General features: G+C 72.1%; 11 protein-coding genes and 3 pseudogenes. 9 read left to right on the forward strand and 5 right to left on the reverse strand.

The annotated features are described in order from the left end of the window. Positions 1-2280, forward strand: coding sequence for a bifunctional salicylyl-CoA 5-hydroxylase/oxidoreductase (locus BZY54_RS14695; protein WP_086725623.1), 2280 nt, complete (start codon positions 1-3; stop codon positions 2278-2280). Here BZY54_RS14695 and BZY54_RS14700 read toward each other — a convergent pair. From BZY54_RS14700 to BZY54_RS14710, 3 genes are all read right to left on the reverse strand, one after another. Continuing rightward, positions 2264-3172 (reverse strand): sulfotransferase family protein, encoded by a 909-nt coding sequence (locus BZY54_RS14700; RefSeq protein ID WP_086725624.1) that lies wholly within the window; start codon positions 3170-3172, stop codon positions 2264-2266. The genes BZY54_RS14695 and BZY54_RS14700 overlap by 17 nt on opposite strands. 164 nt (positions 3173-3336) lie before the next feature. Beyond that, complete coding sequence (locus BZY54_RS14705) at positions 3337-4167, reverse strand: PaaX family transcriptional regulator (protein ID WP_086725625.1); 831 nt, start codon at positions 4165-4167, stop codon at positions 3337-3339. 31 nt (positions 4168-4198) lie between these two features. Then, entirely contained in the window at positions 4199-5839 is a 1641-nt protein-coding gene (locus tag BZY54_RS14710) for an AMP-binding protein (protein ID WP_244217170.1), read from the reverse strand. Between the two features lie 123 nt (positions 5840-5962). Between BZY54_RS14710 and BZY54_RS55070 the strand changes: the two are divergent. From BZY54_RS55070 to BZY54_RS14730, 4 genes and pseudogenes are all read left to right on the forward strand, one after another. Continuing rightward, positions 5963-6370, forward strand: a pseudogene (locus BZY54_RS55070) (acyl-CoA dehydrogenase family protein); the annotation flags it as partial. 372 nt (positions 6371-6742) lie between these two features. After that, positions 6743-7534 (forward strand): annotated as a pseudogene (locus BZY54_RS55075) (acyl-CoA dehydrogenase family protein); the annotation flags it as partial. After that, on the forward strand, positions 7531-7929 hold the full coding sequence (locus BZY54_RS14725) for a RidA family protein (protein ID WP_086725626.1): 399 nt from the start codon (positions 7531-7533) through the stop codon (positions 7927-7929). The pseudogene BZY54_RS55075 and the gene BZY54_RS14725, both read left to right, overlap by 4 nt. A gap of 9 nt (positions 7930-7938) precedes the next feature. Continuing rightward, the gene (locus tag BZY54_RS14730) at positions 7939-8763 is read left to right on the forward strand and encodes an alpha/beta fold hydrolase (RefSeq protein ID WP_086725627.1); all 825 of its coding nucleotides are present in this window, start codon (positions 7939-7941) and stop codon (positions 8761-8763) included. A gap of 89 nt (positions 8764-8852) precedes the next feature. Here BZY54_RS14730 and BZY54_RS14735 read toward each other — a convergent pair whose 3' ends face one another. Further along, a complete protein-coding gene (locus BZY54_RS14735; protein WP_341868689.1) occupies positions 8853-9215 on the reverse strand; it encodes a hypothetical protein in 363 nt (120 codons plus the stop codon). Between the two features lie 227 nt (positions 9216-9442). Between BZY54_RS14735 and BZY54_RS14740 the strand changes: the two genes are divergently transcribed. The 3 genes from BZY54_RS14740 to BZY54_RS14750 are packed head-to-tail and all read left to right on the forward strand — an operon-like array spanning position 9443 to position 11720. After that, on the forward strand, positions 9443-10285 hold the full coding sequence (locus BZY54_RS14740; protein ID WP_086725628.1) for a helix-turn-helix domain-containing protein: 843 nt from the start codon (positions 9443-9445) through the stop codon (positions 10283-10285). Next, on the forward strand, positions 10267-10476 hold the full coding sequence (locus BZY54_RS14745) for a DUF397 domain-containing protein (protein WP_086725629.1): 210 nt from the start codon (positions 10267-10269) through the stop codon (positions 10474-10476). Before BZY54_RS14740 ends, BZY54_RS14745 begins: the two co-directional genes overlap by 19 nt. Before the next feature lie 8 nt (positions 10477-10484). Further along, a complete protein-coding gene (locus BZY54_RS14750) occupies positions 10485-11720 on the forward strand; it encodes a hypothetical protein (protein WP_086725630.1) in 1236 nt (411 codons plus the stop codon). Positions 11721-11723: 3 nt separating this feature from the next. On the opposite strand, the gene BZY54_RS14755 is transcribed toward BZY54_RS14750, so the two are convergent. Further along, the gene (locus tag BZY54_RS14755) at positions 11724-13253 is read right to left on the reverse strand and encodes a helix-turn-helix domain-containing protein (RefSeq protein ID WP_086725631.1); all 1530 of its coding nucleotides are present in this window, start codon (positions 13251-13253) and stop codon (positions 11724-11726) included. A 1116-nt stretch (positions 13254-14369) separates the two neighbouring features. On the opposite strand from BZY54_RS14755, the pseudogene acnA reads away from it, so the two are divergent. Next, positions 14370-16892, forward strand: a pseudogene (gene acnA, locus BZY54_RS14760) (aconitate hydratase AcnA); the annotation flags it as partial. Positions 16893-17006: the final 114 nt, after the last annotated feature.

Raw genomic sequence — 17006 nt, forward strand, 5'->3', positions numbered from 1 at the left:
ATGACCGGTGCCAGGACGGTCGCGGTCGTCGGCGGCGGCCCCGGGGGCCTGTACGCGGCGGCCCTGCTGAAGCGGCTCGACCCGTCCCGGGAGGTCACCGTCTGGGAGCGCAACGCCCCCGATGACACCTTCGGCTTCGGGGTCGTGCTCTCCGACGAGACGCTCGGCGGGATCGAGCACGCCGACCCGGTGGTGTACGAGGCGCTCCAGCGGGACTTCGTGCGCTGGGACGACATCGACATCGTGCACCGTGGCACCCGGTACACCTCCGGGGGCCACGGCTTCGCCGCCCTCGGCCGGCGCAGGCTCCTTGAGATCCTGCACGAGCGCTGCCGCTCGCTCGGCGTCGAGCTGCGTTTCCGTACCGAGGCGCCGCACCCGTCGCGGCTGACCGGGACGTACGACCTGGTGATCGCCGCCGACGGCGTGCACAGCGCCACCCGCGGGGCCTACCCGCACGTCTTCCGGCCCCGGGTGACGAGCCACCGGTGCCGTTACATCTGGCTCGCCGCGGACTTCCCCTTCGACGCCTTCCGCTTCGAGATCGCCGAGACGGAACACGGCGTGATGCAGCTCCACGGCTACCCTTACGCGGCCGACTCCTCGACGGTCATCGTCGAGATGCGCGAGGAGGTGTGGCGGGCCGCCGGATTCGACGAGCTGGACGAGGCGGAGTCCGTCGAGCGCTGCGCCAAGATCTTCGCCGACGCGCTCGGCGGGCGCCCCCTGCGCTCCAAAAAGTCCGCGTGGACCACCTTCCGCACGGTGATCAACGAGCACTGGTCGCACGGCAACCTGGTGCTGCTCGGCGACGCCGCCCACACCGCTCACTTCTCCATCGGCTCCGGCACCAAGCTCGCGGTGGAGGACGCCCTCGCGCTCGCGGCCTGCCTGGAGGAGCGGCCGTCGACGGCCGAGGCGCTCGCGGCCTACGAGGAGGAGCGCAAGCCGGTCGTCGCCTCCACCCAGCGGGCGGCCCGCGCCAGCCTGGAGTGGTTCGAGAACCTGGGCCTCTACCTCGACCAGCCGCCCCGCCAGTTCGCCTTCAACCTGCTCACCCGCAGCCGCCGCGTCACCCACGACAACCTGCGGCTGCGCGATGCCCGCTTCACCGAGGCCGTCGAGCGCGAGTTCGGCTGCCCGCCCGGCACGCCCCCGATGTTCACCCCGTTCCGGCTGCGCGGACTGACCCTGCGCAACCGGGTCGTCGTCTCACCCATGGACATGTACTCGGCGGTCGACGGTGTCCCCGGCGACTTCCACCTCGTCCACCTCGGCGCCCGGGCCCTCGGCGGCGCCGGCCTGGTGATGACCGAGATGGTGTGCGTCAGCCCGGAGGGCCGGATCACCCCGGGCTGTGCCGGGCTGTGGACCGGCCGGCAGGCCGAGGCCTGGCGGCGGATCACCGAGTTCGTGCACCGGCAGGCGCCGGGCACCGCGATCGGCGTGCAGCTCGGCCACAGCGGGCGCAAGGGCTCGACGAAGCTGATGTGGGAGGGCATGGACGAACCGCTGCCCGAGGGCAACTGGCCGCTGGTGGCCGCCTCCCCGCTGCCGTACGGGCCGGACAGCCAGGTCCCGCGCGAGCTCTCCCGCGCGCAGCTCACCGACATACGCGAACAGTTCGCCTCCGCCGCGTGGCGCGCCGCCCGGTCCGGCTTCGACCTCCTCGAACTGCACTGCGCCCACGGCTACCTCCTCTCCGGCTTCCTCTCCCCTCTGACCAACCACCGCACCGACGCCTACGGCGGCAGCCTGGACGAGCGGCTGCGCTACCCGCTGGAGGTCTTCGACGCGGTACGCGCGGTGTGGCCCGAGGAACGCCCGATGACCGTCCGCATCTCCGCCTCCGACTGGGCGGAGGGCGGCACGACGGCCGACGACGCCGTGGCGATCGCCCGCGCCTTCGCCGCGCACGGCGCCGACGCCATCGACGTGTCGACCGGGCAGGTGGTGACCGACGAGCGGCCCGAGTTCGGGCGGTCGTACCAGACGCCGTTCGCCGACCGGATCCGGAACGAGGCCGGCGTCCCGGTCGTCGCGGTCGGCGCGATCTCCTCCTGGGACGACGTCAACTCCCTGATCCTGGCCGGGCGCACGGACCTGTGCGCGCTCGCCCGCCCGCACCTGTACGACCCGCACTGGACGCTGCACGCGGCGGCCGAGCAGGGCTACCAAGGGCCCGCCGTCGCATGGCCGGCGCCCTACCGGGCGGGCAGCCGCCGCCCGCAGACCGGCCGCACGGACGCCCCGAAGCCCCGGCTCATGCTGCGGAGGTGACGCCACTCGGGGACATGTAGCCCCACGCCTGGCACAGCGGCCGCAGCGCCGGGGCGATCTCGTCGTCCGCCGGCAGCTCACGTCCCGGCTGCACCGTGCCCGTACGGATGTTGTCGCGCCAGTCGCCGAGTCCCCGGACCAGTTCGGCGCCGTCCTTGCTGCCGTACCGCAGCATCGCCGGCTCGTAGTCGACGCCGAGGAACGCGCACAGTCGGCGCATCTCCCGCTCGGGATCGGCCGTGATGTCCTCGTAGCGCACCGTGCAGCCACCGGTGTCGGCCCCGCGCACCTCCTCCACCGCCGTCATGTAGCGCAGAGCGTCGGTGACGGCCGTGTCGTACGGACGCTTGACGGGGTCGCTCTCGTGCCAGGAGCGGACGATCGACTCCGGGTGGCGCAGCAGCAGGACGAACCGCGCGTCGGGCCAGCAGTCGCGGATGCGCTCGTACATGAAGGCGTTGGCCGGGGTCTTCTCGACGATGACGTCCTTGCCGGACCTGACCAGTTCCCGGTGCATGACGCGGTCCCACAGCAGATGCTCCAGGTCGCCGCGCTCCAGGCCGAGGGCGCTCATCGCGCGCTGCGAGTGCCAGTTGTTGCAGATGACGTCCGTCCGGCCGAGGTGCAGTTCGTGCGGCGCGTGCAACCGCGAGTGGGCACCCAGCATCATGCGCAGCAGAGTGGAGCCGGAGCGCACGGAGGAGATGATGAACACGGGTTGCCGCAGCAACCGTTCGACGGGCAGGTCCTGCGCCGACGGACGCCGATAGGTGAGCGCGGGCTGCGTGGTCTCCGCCGCACCGGACGCCGGCGCGCCCGCCTGGGGAGCTCTCCGCACCTGGAGGCCGGTCGTGGCGGACAGTGCACGGTTCAAGCTACGCATGAGACTCATGCGCCGGACGCTAGGTAAGAACTCTGAAAAGACGATCGGAAGAGGCTGAGGGTTCTCTTACCGAATCCAGATGTGACGCACCTCATGTCTTGACGGGCGTCGTGGCCCGGTGTGAAGGCTGTCGTGGCCGACGCGGCGGCCGCCATGGTCCGAGGCGACGGCTCTCAAGGCTCGGCGACGCCCGCGAAGACCGCTCCCGCCTCCCGCAGCCGCTCGTGCAGCCCACGGAAGACGGCCGCCGAGCGGGCGCCCGGCCAGTCGGCGGGCAGCAGCCGGGCGGGCAGCCCGGGGTCGGTGTAGGGCAGGTGGCGCCAGGAGTCCAGGGCCAGGAGGTAGTCGTGGTAGGCCTCCTCGGGCGGGGTGTCGGCGCGCCGTTCCCAGGCGTGCAGCACATGCGCGTGCCGGCCGAGGAACGACTCGTGCTGCTCGGCGATCGCCGTCAGGTCCCACCAGCGCCCGACCGCCTCGGCGGTCGGCGCGAAACCCAGGTGCTCGCCCCGGAAGAAGTCCACGTACGCGTCCAGACGCAGCCGCCGCAGCGTGTGCCGGGTCTCCTCGTACAGCCGGGCCGGGGCGATCCACACGCCGGGCGCGGCCGTGCCGAAGCCGAGCCCGGCCAGCCGGGAACGCAGCACGTGCCGCTTGTTCCGCTCCGACTCCGGCACCGAGAACACCGCCAGCACCCAGCCCTCGTCCGCGGGCGGTGCGCCGGCGTAGATGCGGCGGTCGCCGTCCTCCAGCAACTGCCGGGCTTCCTCGGACAGTTCGTAGCCCGCCGCGCCCTGCTCCGTGCGGGCCGGCACCAGCAGTCCGCGCCGCTTCAGCCGGGACACCGAGGACCGTACCGAGGGCGCGTCCACGCCGACGGCGGCCAGCAGCCGGATCAGCTCGGCGACGGGCACCGGGCCGGGTGCGAACCGGCCGTACGCGCCGTAGAGCGTGACGATGAGGGACCTCGGGGCAGGTTGCGCGGGCTGCTCGGACACGTTGATCATTTTAGTTCGTCGGCGTCCGTGCCGGTCACCGTCACCGCTGCCGGTCCGCCCCGCGCAGCCGGAACCGTTGCAGCTTGCCGGTCGCCGTGCGCGGCAGCGCGTCCAGGAACACGATCTCGCGCGGGCACTTGTACGGCGCCAGCTCGGACTTCACATACGCCCGCAGGGCCTCCGCGTCCCGCGCCGCGCCGTCCCTCAGGACCGCGTAGGCCACGACGACCTGCCCGCGCTCCTCGTCGGGCCGCCCGACGACCGCCGCCTCCACCACGTCCGGGTGGCGCAGCAGCGCGTCCTCGACCTCCGGTCCGGCGATGTTGTAACCGGCGGAGATGATCATGTCGTCGGCGCGGGCCACATACCGGAAGTAGCCGTCGGGCTCGCGGACATAGGTGTCGCCGGTGACGTTCCAGCCGTCACGCACGTACACGCGCTGCCGTTCGTCGGCGAGGTAGCGGCAGCCGACGGGCCCCTGGACGGCGAGCAGTCCCGGCTCCCCGTCGGGCACGGGACGGCCCCGCTCGTCCTGCACCCGCGCGTACCACCCCGGCACGGGAACCCCGGTGGTGCCCGGCCGGATGTCCTCGTCGGCCGCCGAGATGAAGATGTGCAGCAGCTCGGTGGCGCCGATGCCGTTGACGATGCGCAGACCGGTGCGCTCGTGCCAGGCGCGCCAGGTGGCCGAGGGCAGGTTCTCCCCGGCGGACACGCAGCGCCGCAGCGACGAGACGTCGTGGGCGTCCAGCTCGTCGAGCATCGCGCGGTAGGCGGTGGGGGCGGTGAACAGCACGGACACCCGGTGCTCGGCGACGGCGGCCAGCAGCTGCCGGGGGTGGGCCTGTTCGAGCAGCAGGGCGCTGGCGCCGACGCGCAGCGGGAAGACGACCAGCCCGCCGAGCCCGAAGGTGAACCCGAGCGGGGGGCTGCCCGCGAACACGTCGTCCGCGCGTGGCCTGAGCACATGCCGGGAGAAGGTGTCCGCGATCGCCAGGACGTCCCGGTGGAAGTGCACGCAGCCCTTGGGCCGGCCGGTGGTACCGGAGGTGAACGCGATCAGCGCCACGTCGTCGGCGGCGGTGTCCACGGCCGGGAAAGGGGTCTCGGGTGCCGGGCGGCGCAGCAGGTCGTCGGGGGCGTCGCCGCCGTACGTGGTGAGGGCGAGCCCGGGCACCTCCGCCTTGACCAGGTCGTCCACCGAGCGGATGTCGCACAGCGCGTGGCTGATCCGGGCGATCCGGCAGATCGTGCTCAGCTCGTGCGGGCGCTGCTGGGCCAGTACGGTGACGGCGACCGCGCCGGCCTTGAGCACGGCCAGCCAGCAGGCCGCCAGCCACGGCGTGGTGGGGCCGCGCAGCAGGACCCGATTGCCGGGGACCACACCGAGGTCGCCCGTCAGCACGTGCGCGATCCGGTCGACCCGGGCGCGCAGCTCGCCGTAGGTCCAGCTCTCCCCGGCGCCGGTACGGAACGCCGGGCGCCCGGCGTCGGCGCCGTCCGTGCGGTCCAGCAGCTCCGCGGCGCAGTTGAGCCGGTCGGGGTACTGCAGTTCCGGCAGGTCGAAGCGCAGCTCGGGCCACTGGCCGGGGGGCGGGAGGTGGTCGCGCGCGAAGGTGTCGACGTGCGCCGAGGTCGAAGGCGGCCGGGTGTCGTCCCTGGTGGGAACCATCGGGTCCATGTGGTTCGCCCCCTCGTCGTGGTGGGCTCGCCCCTGGAGCGTATCGTCTTGGTGACGACAGTCAATGGTGCGCGATACGGTGGAGTGGACCCCGGTCGGCTCCGGGGGAGGGAGGACCGGCGAATGCCCGCATTCTCGCTCGAACCGGAACAGCTCGCCTGGTGTGCCGAGCTGCGCACCCTGGCCGCGGACCGGCTGCGCCCGCTCGCCGAGAAGGGCGAGCCGGGTCGCGTCAACCACGCGCTCCTCGCCGAACTGGGCAGACTCGGCCTGCTCGAGCGCCTGTTCACCTCCGGTGCCCTGGACCTGTGCCTCATGCGGGAGTCCTTGGCCTACGCCTGCACCGAGGCCGAGACGGCCCTCGCCCTCCAGGGCCTGGGCGCCCACCCGGTCCACGCCCACGGCACCCCCGACCAGCGCGAGCGCTGGCTGCCGGCGGTGACGGACGGCAGCGCGGTCGCGGCCTTCGCCCTGAGCGAGCCGGGCGCCGGCTCGGACGCGGCGGCGCTGGCCCTGCGCGCGGAACCGGAGGACGTGGAACCGGGGGACGGCGGGCCCTCCGGAGCCGGACGGCCGCCCGGCACCGCCTTCCCGGCGGGCACGGCCCGCGGAACCGAAGCCGGACCGCACCGTGAGCCCGGCGCGCCACCGCTCCCCGAGCCCGGTATCCCGCCGCGCACCGGGCCGGGAGGCCCACCCCTCACCGAACCCGGTGCCGGGCCGGGCGGCAGGTTCGGCGAGCCCGGCGTCCCGCCGCTCGCCGGCCCCGGCGGCTCCTCGCTCGCCGAACCCGGCGGTGCGCCACTGGTGGACCCCGGCGCCGGTCCCCTCGGCCGGGCCGGCGGTGCCACACCGCTCGCCGCGTCCGGTGGCTCGCCGCTCGCCGAGCAACCCCCTTCCCCGCTCGCCGGACCCGGCGCCACACCCTCCGCCTCCGCCGCCCCTCTCACCGCCCGCCCCGAGGGCCACGCCCGCTGGCGCCTCACCGGCCGGAAGTGCTGGATCTCCAACGCCCCCGAGGCCGACCTCTGCACCGTCTTCGCACGCACCACGCCCGGCGCCGGATCCCGTGGTGTCACCGCCTTCCTCGTCCCCGCCGACCGCCCCGGCCTCACCGGCAGCGCACTGGAGATGCTCTCCCCGCACCCCATCGGCACCCTCGACTTCGACGCCGTCCCGGTCACGGCGGACGACGTGCTCGGCGAGGTGGACCGCGGCTTCAGGGTCGCGATGGGCACCCTCAACCTCTTCCGGCCCAGCGTCGGAGCCTTCGCGGTGGGCATGGCACAGGCCGCGCTGGACGCCACCCTCGCCCACACCGCCCGCCGGCAGGCCTTCGGCGGCACGCTCAGCGACCTGCAGACCGTCGCCCACCAGGTCGCCGAGATGGCCCTGCGCACCGAGGCCGCCCGGCTGATGGTGTATGCGGCGGCCACCGCGTACGACGACGGCGCCCCGGGCGTCCCCCGGCGCGCCGCCATGGCGAAACTGCTCGCCACCGAGACCGCCCAGTACGTCGTCGACACCGCCGTCCAACTGCACGGCGCCCGCGCCCTGCGTCGTGGCCACCTCCTCGAACACCTCTACCGCGAGGTGCGCGCACCGCGGATCTACGAGGGCGCGAGCGAGGTGCAACGGTCCATCATCGCCAAGGAGCTGTACGCGGCCATGCACACGACCGGGGAGGCACCGTGACCGCCGAACGCGTCAACCCGCCCGAGCTGTCCCCGCCCACCGGCTTCTCCCACGCCGTCGCCGTCACCGGCTCCCGCGTCCTGTTCCTGGCGGGCCAGACGGCACTCGACACCGACGGCAAAGTGGTCGGCGACACTCTCCCAGAGCAGTTCGAGCGGGCCCTGACCAACCTCCTCACCGCCCTGGGCGCCGCCGGTGGCGCCCCCGCCGACCTGGCCCGCGTCACGGTCTACGCCACGGACCTCGCCGCCTACCGCACCCAAGCGCCCGAACTCGGCCGCATCTGGCGCCGGTTGGCCGGACGCGACTACCCCGCGATGGCGGTCGTGCAGGTGGTCCGCCTGTGGGACGAGGAGGCCATGGTGGAGCTCGACGGGTTCGCGGTCCTCCCCTAACATCCCGTCATGCCCGACATTTCGCTGTCCGCGGGAACCATCTCCTACGACGACACCGGCGGCGACGGCCCCGTCGTGGTCCTGCTGCACGGCCTCGTCCACGACGCCGCCGTCTGGCGCGAGATCATCGCCGGTCTGCGCGCCGATCACCGGGTGATCGCCCCCACTCTGCCCTACGGCGCCCACCGCACGCCCATGGACCTGCCACCCACCCCGGACCTCGTCAACGACCTGATCGCGGAGTTCCTCGACCGGCTCGACCTGAGGGACGTCACCCTCGTGGAGAGCGACTGCGGCCGGGCCCAGACGGTCGCGGGCCGGCACCCCGAGCGGCTGGCCCGGCTCGTGCTGATCTCGTGCGAGGCCTTCGACAACTACCCGCCCGGTCTGCCCGGCAAGATGATCGGCGCCGCCTGCAGGGTGCCCGGAGCCCTGCCGCTCATGGTCCGTGTGCTGGGCCTCAAGCCGCTGCGCCGCATGCCCGTCGGCTTCGGCGCCCTCACCAAGCGGCCCGTGCCGGACGAGATCGTCGAGCGCTGGCTGCGTCCGCTGCGCACCGACCCGGCGATCCGGCGCGACTTCCGTCACTACAACACGCACGTCCGCAGGACCGAGCTGCTCAAAGCCTCGGAAGGACTGCGGAAGTTCGACAGGCCCGCGCTCGTCGTGTGGGCCGCCGAGGACCTGATGATGCCCCGCGCGCACGGCCGCCGCCTGGCCGAACTCCTCCCGCAGGGGCGGCTGGTGGAGATCGAGGACTCCCGGACCCTGATCGCCGAGGACCGCCCGGAGCGACTGACCGAAGTGCTCCGGGACTTCATCGCCCAGACGTGACCGCACGCGACGGCGCGTGCCGGGACTCGCCACCGAGGTAGCGATGGCACCGACCCGGGCCTGGCCGGCGGACGGCCACGAGCGGGTCGTCACGTTCCGCCGCCGAGGGGCGCGCTCGGCGTCTGGAGGCTCGCTCCCGTGCGGCTGCGCTCGTTCGCCTCGGCCAGGCGGGCGCGGAGGAGTTCCGCCGGGGTGAGGGGCCGGCCGTGCTCGGCGCCCCTGGCGATCACGTCGGCGAGCGCGAGGGCGACGGGGGCCGAACAGACGCCGAGGTGGACGAGGGCGTAGCGGGTACTGGCGGGTGCCTCCGCCTGGCCGTGGAGGGGGTCCGCCCAGGGGGTGCGGACGTCCATGGCCGGCAGCTGGATACCGGCCCGGGTGAGCGCGGCGGCGAGCGCGTCGCGGGCGGCGGCGGCTTCACGGAGCTTGGGGGCGGGGTTCGGCTTCGGCATGGGCAGGACCCTTCGGGAGTGGTGGACGAAGTCGGAGAAGCGGGAAGGGGGGGGCGGGACGCGGACGAATTTGCGTGATATGGCCCCCGCGTCCGCACTCGCTGAATTACCGTGCGTAGTCGGTACGTTACGAGAATGCCGCGCGTACCAGCCGGTGTGCGGGGTGGAGGCGAGCTCGTTCCGCGCCGCACAGCGCACCTTCCACACCTTCCACGGGGGGAGCCCACGTGCCGCAGCGACGCCTCGTCACGGGCCGCAGCCAGGAACCACGCCAGCGGTTCGCCGAGGAGCTGCGGCAGTTGCGTGCCCGGAAGGGGGACAGCCTCCGGCAGCTCGGGGAACGGCTGGGCTGGGACTGGTCGTTGTTCGGAAAGATGGAGAAGGGGGAGACGCTGGGCGGCCCGGAGGTCGTCCAGGCGCTCGACCAGTACTTCGGCACACCGGGCATGCTGCTGGTCCTGTGGGAGCTGGCGCGCGGGGACAAGACCCAGTTCCGGGAGCAGTACCGGCGCTACATGGCCCTGGAGGCCGAGGCGACCAGCCTGTGGTACTTCGCGGTGAGCGTTCTGCCGGGGTTGTTGCAGACGCCGGGCTACGCGCGGGAGATCCTGGCGGCGGGCGGCCTCAGGGGTGAGGAACTGGAGCAGCAGGTGGGGGCGCGGACGGGGCGACGGGAGTTGCTGGAGGGGGCGGAGGCGCCGCCGTTCCGGTCGATCGTCTCGGAGGCAGTCCTGCGATCGCCGTTGCGTGACGCAGGGGAGTGGCGCAATCAACTGGAGCATCTGCTGGCGATGGGAGAGCGGCAGGACGTGATGTTCCACGTGCTGCCACTGAGTGTCGGGCCGCATGGCCTGATGAACGCCACCATCATGTTCCTGCGCTTGCTCGATGGCCGTACGGTGGCGTACATGGAGAACGGCTACCGGGGTGAACTGATCGAGGAAAACGGCCCGGTTGATCGTTTGCAGCGTGCGTACGATGCAGTGCGCGACCTGGCGTTGTCCCCCGCCGAGTCGCAGAAGTTCGTCCTGCGCCTGTTGGAGGAAACATCGTGCGATCCCTCGACCTGACCCTCGCCACCTGGCGCAAGAGCAGCTACAGCAACCAGGACGGAGGCGAGTGCGTCGAGATCTCCGACGACTTCGCCACCGTCGTCCCCGTCCGCGACAGCAAGACGGAGCACGGCCCGGTGCTCACGTTCACGGCGAATGACTGGGCCTCGTTCGTGACCGCCGTGAAGCGTGGTGAGTTGGGAGCCTGACCCTGGGCGTGGACACAGTGGTGCTCGCGTCGGTCGTGCCGGCCCTCGCGCTCACCCCGCGCGTCCTGGCCCGCCGTCCCGGCCCGGCCCCGACGGCGGGCCGCTCCATGTCCCCGCTCACCGCGCTGGGTGTCGTGACGGCGCTGATCTACGTCAACCAGGTGCTGTTCACCGTGTACGTGCTGCGTGTGCACGACGGGGACCCGTCGTTCGTCGCGCGCTATCTGCCCTCCGGGTGGTTCGACCTGGCCACGCACCATCCGGTGCTGCGCTCGCTCGCCCGTCACTTCCCCGCCCCGGAGCTGCTGGCCCCGTCGGTGCTGAGGGTGCAGGCGTTCCTGGAACTCCCGTTCGTCCTGACGGCGTTCGCGGCCGTGGTGCGCTGGCTGGACGCGGACCTGTACCGGGCGATCGCCCGGTCCGCGCTGCTGCCCCTCGCCTCGGTGTCCTGCACGCTCGTGTTCTGCGTGGTCGAGTGGGACCTGCGCAACCCCTACACGGCCGATGACATCGCCATCAGGGCCCTCTCCGCCCTGGTCACACCCGCGTTCATCGCCTGGACGGCTGCCCGCGACCGGGCCCGGGCCCGGCCGGTGACCGCGCTCCGCCTGCTCGTCTTCATCGCCTCCTTGGGCGCCCTCGGCGTGCTGGTCCTCGTCGTGTACGACACGGCGCTGCTGTACAACCTGGGCAGACTGCCCGAGCGGGCCGAGCCGGGGCTGACGGCCCTCGCTGCCCTCGCCGTCCTGCGCTGGGCGGACGCCCGGCTCCCGGGCCGCCCTCGGCCAGGACCGGCGGTCGACTTCGTGGGCCATGCCGTACGCGGCTGGCCGGCGTTCTTCCTCGTTCCCGCACTCGCGGTCCGGTACGGAGTGACGTTCGGTACGCCGGTGGCGGCGGCGGGCGCGGCCCTGCTGACCATGGCGGCAGCCGCGCTGCACGCCGTGCGAACGGTGTTGCGCGACCCACCCGGGTCACGGCCGGGGCGCCCATGGTGGCCGGCGGTGCAGCTCGGCACCGCGGCCCTGGTCGGGGCCGGGGCGGCGTACGTCGTGGCCCGACAGGCCGTCGGCTCCTACTACGAGGCGGCGCTGCTGCCGGCGGGCGTCGCGTTCCTGGTCACGGCGATCACTGTCTGCGCTGTGACCGACATGGTCGCCGGGCGAGTCCCGTGGGTGCCGCAGCGCCCCCTCGGTCCCGCGGGTGCGCAGGCCGAGGGGACGCGACGGCATGGTTCCGAGTAGTCCTCAGATGTCCCGGAAGATCTCGATCTGCGCCCCGATCGAGTTCAGGCGCTCCGCGAGGTCCTCGTAACCGCGGTTGATGACGTACACGTTGCGCAGCACGGACGTGCCCTCGGCGGCCATCATGGCCAGCAGGACGACGACGGCGGGGCGAAGGGCGGGCGGGCACATCATCTCGGCGGCGCGCCAGCGGGTCGGGCCCTCGACGAGGACGCGGTGCGGGTCCAGCAACTGAAGTCGGCCGCCGAGGCGGTTGAGGTCCGTGAGGTAGATCGCACGGTTGTCGTAGACCCAGTCGTGGATCAGCGTCTTGCCCTGCGCGGTGGCCGCGATGGCCGCGAAGAACGGGACGTTGTCGATGTTCAGGCCCGGGAACGGCATCGGGTGGATCTTGTCGATCGGCGCCTCCAGCTTGGAGGGCCGCACGGTCAGGTCCACCAGCCGGGTACGGCCGTTGTCCGCGAAGTACTCGGACGTGCGGTCGTGGTCGAGCCCCATCTCCTCCAGCACCGCGAGCTCGATCTCGAGGAACTCGATCGGCACCCGGCGCACCGTCAGCTCCGACTCGGTGACGACCGCGGCGGCCAGCAGACTCATCGCCTCCACCGGATCCTCGGAGGGGGAGTAGTCCACGTCCACGTCTATGACCGGCACACCGTGCACGGTGAGCGTGGTCGTGCCGATGCCCTCCACCCGGACGCCGAGCGCCTCCAGGAAGAAGCAGAGGTCCTGGACCATGTAGTTGGAGGAGGCGTTGCGGATGACCGTCACGCCGTCGTTGCGGGCGGCCGCCAGCAGCGCGTTCTCGGTCACGGTGTCGCCGCGCTCGGTCAGCACGATCGGGCGGTCCGGGTGGACGGAACGGTCCACGACGGCGTGGTACTGCCCCTCGGTGGCCGCCACCTCCAGGCCGAACCGGCGCAGCGCGATCATGTGCGGCTCGATGGTGCGGGTGCCGAGATCGCAGCCGCCCGCGTACGGCAGCCTGAAGCGGTCCGTGCGGTGCAGCAGCGGGCCGAGGAACATGATGATGGACCGGGTGCGGACGGCGGCCTCGGCGTCGATGGCGTCCAGGGCGAGGTCGGCCGGCGGCACGATCTCCAGATCGCCCCCGTCGTTGATCCAGCGGGTGCGCACGCCGATCGAGCTCAGCACCTCCAGGAGGCGGTACACCTCCTCGATCCGGGCCACCCGGCGCAGCACCGTGCGTCCCTTGTTGAGCAGCGACGCGCACAGCAGGGCCACGCAGGCGTTCTTGCTCGTCTTCACGTCGATGGCGCCGGACAGCCGGCGGCCGCCGACCACCCGCAGATGCATCGGGCCCGCGTAGCCGAGAGAGACGATCTCGCTGTCCAGGGCCTCGCCTATGCGGGCGATCATCTCAAGGCTGATGTTCTGGTTGCCGCGCTCGATGCGATTGACGGCGCTCTGGCTGGTGCCGAGCGCTTCGGCAAGCTGCGCCTGCGTCCAGCCACGGTGCTGCCGTGCGTCACGGATGAGCTTGCCGATGCGTACGAGGTAGTCGTCTGCCATGAGGTTGAGGTTATCTCAGATATGAGATGGCGCTCGTTAGGGGGGTCCATTCGGGTGAGTAACCGTCAGTGACCCTGCCGCCAGGGGACCGACGAGGTCACACGGCGTGTCGCGCGACGTCATGGGCGCCCGACACGTCCCGGCAAATCCCTCCATTTCGGATGACATCCGGGCGTGTCGCCCAGACCGCCGCCGGATCCCTCTCGGATACCCCGGCTCGGCCTACTGATGTCCCGCCCGACAGAGTTGACCCCGCGCCGGTCTCCGTCCGACGCCGGGGGGACCAAGGCTCCGGATCCGCTCGTCGTGCGGGTGGGGAAGCCGCACGGCCCCATCTCCGAGGCCCACTCGGCCGGTGACCACCTCTCCCTTTCTGAGGCTCGGCGGCTGGGACGGGCCACGGGACGGCCGGGAGTCCACGAGCCGTTCCTGAGGCTCGGCGGCTGGGACGGTCCGCGGGAGGGCCGGGAGCCCACGGGCCACCCCGCCGGTGGCCCGAGCGACCCGCCGGAGACTCCACCGACCACCTGCCGAAGACTCCACCGACCACCTGCCGGCGACTCCATTGATTCGGCGCCGGCCCCTCGCTCGCCGCCTGCCGGTGGCTGCGTCGGTCACGCGCCGGCGACTCCACCGACCATCCGCGGCTCCCCCGCCGGCCGTCCACCGGCGGCCCCCGCCGCGTCGGCCGTGGAGGCGCCCGCCCGTCCCGTCCGGTTGCAACCCTCCGAGCGCGGGCGCGGTCGTCGTGCGCGAACGCGGTCCTGCCCTCGTGCGCCTCGTACGGCCGGCGCCGGTGCCATGCGGTCGGCGCGCGCCCGTGGGTGGAACTCGCCCCGCAGGGGACCCGGCGCACGACGGCGCCTACGGGCGTACGACTCGCCCGGCCTGCGCGGCCCGCACGGGGTCGCGCGGCTCACCCCGCTCGTGCGGGCCGCACATGACCATCCGGCGCCCATGTACTAGAGTTATCTCGACATCGAGATATCTGCCGAGGAGCACCGCAGCCGCCACCCCGGTAAGGGTTACCTAACTTAGCCTGACCTTAGCGGATTGGCCGAGATGCCGTGGCGGCAGGATCGTGGTGGTACGCGCACATCAATGAAGGAGACTGTCGTGTCGGCGAACAGCTTCGACGCCCGCAGCACGCTGCAGGTGGGCGACGAGTCGTACGAGATCTTCCGGCTTGACAAGGTCGAGGGCTCGGCCCGACTGCCTTACAGCCTGAAGGTCCTGCTGGAGAACCTGCTCCGCACCGAGGACGGCGCGAACATCACCGCCGACCACATCCGCGCCCTCGGCAACTGGGACTCCCAGGCCCAGCCGTCGCAGGAGATCCAGTTCACGCCGGCCCGTGTGATCATGCAGGACTTCACCGGTGTTCCGTGCGTCGTGGACCTCGCGACGATGCGTGAGGCCGTGAAGGAGCTGGGCGGGGACCCGGCCAAGATCAACCCGCTGGCGCCGGCCGAGCTGGTCATCGACCACTCCGTCATCGCCGACAAGTTCGGCACCAACGACGCCTTCCAGCAGAACGTCGAGCTGGAGTACGGCCGCAACAAGGAGCGCTACCAGTTCCTGCGCTGGGGCCAGACCGCCTTCGACGAGTTCAAGGTCGTCCCGCCGGGCACCGGCATCGTCCACCAGGTGAACATCGAGCACCTGGCGCGCGTGGTGATGGTGCGGGACGGCAAGGCGTACCCGGACACGCTGGTCGGTACCGACTCGCACACCACCATGGTCAACGGCCTCGGCGTCCTCGGCTGGGGCGTCGGCGGCATCGAGGCCGAGGCCGCCATGCTCGGCCAGCCGGTCTCCATGCTCATCCCGCGCGTGGTCGGCTTCAAGCTCACCGGCGAGCTGCCCACCGGCACCACCGCCACCGACCTGGTGCTCACCATCACCGAGATGCTGCGCAAGCACGGTGTGGTCGGCAAGTTCGTCGAGTTCTACGGCGAGGGCGTGGCGGCCACCAGCCTCGCCAACCGCGCCACCATCGGCAACATGTCGCCGGAGTTCGGCTCGACCGCCGCGATCTTCCCGATCGACGCCGAGACCATCAACTACATGCGCCTGACCGGCCGCCCCGAGCAGCAGCTCGCCCTCGTCGAGGCGTACGCCAAGCAGCAGGGCCTCTGGCTGGACCCGAACGCCGAGCCGGACTACTCCGAGAAGCTCGAGCTGGACCTGTCCACCGTGGTGCCCTCCATCGCCGGCCCGAAGCGCCCGCAGGACCGCATCGTCCTGGCCAACGCGGCCCAGCAGTTCAAGCTGGACGTCGTCAACTACGTCGACACCGTCGACGAGGCGGGCAAGGAGTCCTTCCCGGCCTCCGACGCCCCGGCCGTCCACCCCAACGGCGCCCCGTCCAACCCCGTTCCGGTCACCGCCCCCGACGGCTCGACGTACGAGCTGGACCACGGCGCGGTCACCGTCGCGGCCATCACCTCCTGCACCAACACCTCCAACCCGTACGTCATGGTCGCCGCCGCGCTGGTGGCCAAGAAGGCGGTGGAGAAGGGCCTGACCCGCAAGCCGTGGGTCAAGACCACGCTGGCGCCGGGCTCCAAGGTCGTCATGGACTACTACGACAAGGCCGGCCTGACCCCGTACCTGGACAAGCTGGGCTTCAACCTCGTCGGCTACGGCTGCACCACCTGCATCGGCAACTCCGGCCCGCTGCCGGAGGAGGTCTCCAAGGCCGTCAACGAGCACGACCTCGCGGTCACCTCGGTCCTCTCCGGCAACCGCAACTTCGAGGGCCGGATCAACCCCGACGTCAAGATGAACTACCTGGCGTCCCCGCCGCTGGTCGTCGCCTACGCCATCGCCGGCTCCATGAAGGTGGACATCACCAGGGACGCCCTCGGCGTGGACCAGGACGGCAACCCGGTCCACCTGAAGGACATCTGGCCGTCGGAGTCCGAGGTCAACGACGTCGTCGCCAACGCGATCGGCGAGGACATGTTCTCCAAGTCCTACTCCGACGTGTTCGCCGGTGACGCCCAGTGGCAGTCGCTGCCGATCCCGACCGGCAACACCTTCGAGTGGGACGCCGAGTCCACCTACGTCCGCAAGCCCCCGTACTTCGAGGGCATGGGCACGGAGCCGGAGGCGGTCGAGGACATCACCGGCGCCCGGGTGCTCGCCAAGCTGGGCGACTCGGTCACCACCGACCACATCTCCCCGGCCGGCGCCATCAAGGCCGACACCCCGGCGGGCAAGTACCTCACGGAGCACGGTGTCGAGCGCCGCGACTTCAACAGCTACGGCTCCCGCCGCGGCAACCACGAGGTGATGATCCGCGGGACGTTCGCCAACATCCGCCTGCGCAACCAGATCGCGCCGGGCACCGAGGGCGGCTACACCCGCGACTTCGCGCAGGAGGGCGGCCCGGTCGCCTTCATCTACGACGCCTCGCGCAACTACATCGAGCAGAACATCCCGCTCGTCGTCCTGGCGGGCAAGGAGTACGGCTCGGGCTCCTCGCGTGACTGGGCCGCGAAGGGCACCGCGCTGCTCGGCGTCAAGGCCGTCATCGCCGAGTCCTACGAGCGCATCCACCGCTCGAACCTGATCGGCATGGGCGTCCTGCCGCTGCAGTTCCCGGAGGGCCGGACCGCGGCCTCCCTCGGCCTGGCCGCGGCCGCCGAAGGCCGGCGCGCGATGACGGTCGCCCTGCCCCTCGCGGCGACCGTCTGGGGGTACGACCTGTGGGCCAAGTCCCGTCCCGCGGGCCCCGCGGTGATGGCG

Source organism: Streptomyces carpinensis, from assembly GCF_002154505.1.
Classification (GTDB): domain Bacteria; phylum Actinomycetota; class Actinomycetes; order Streptomycetales; family Streptomycetaceae; genus Streptomyces; species Streptomyces carpinensis.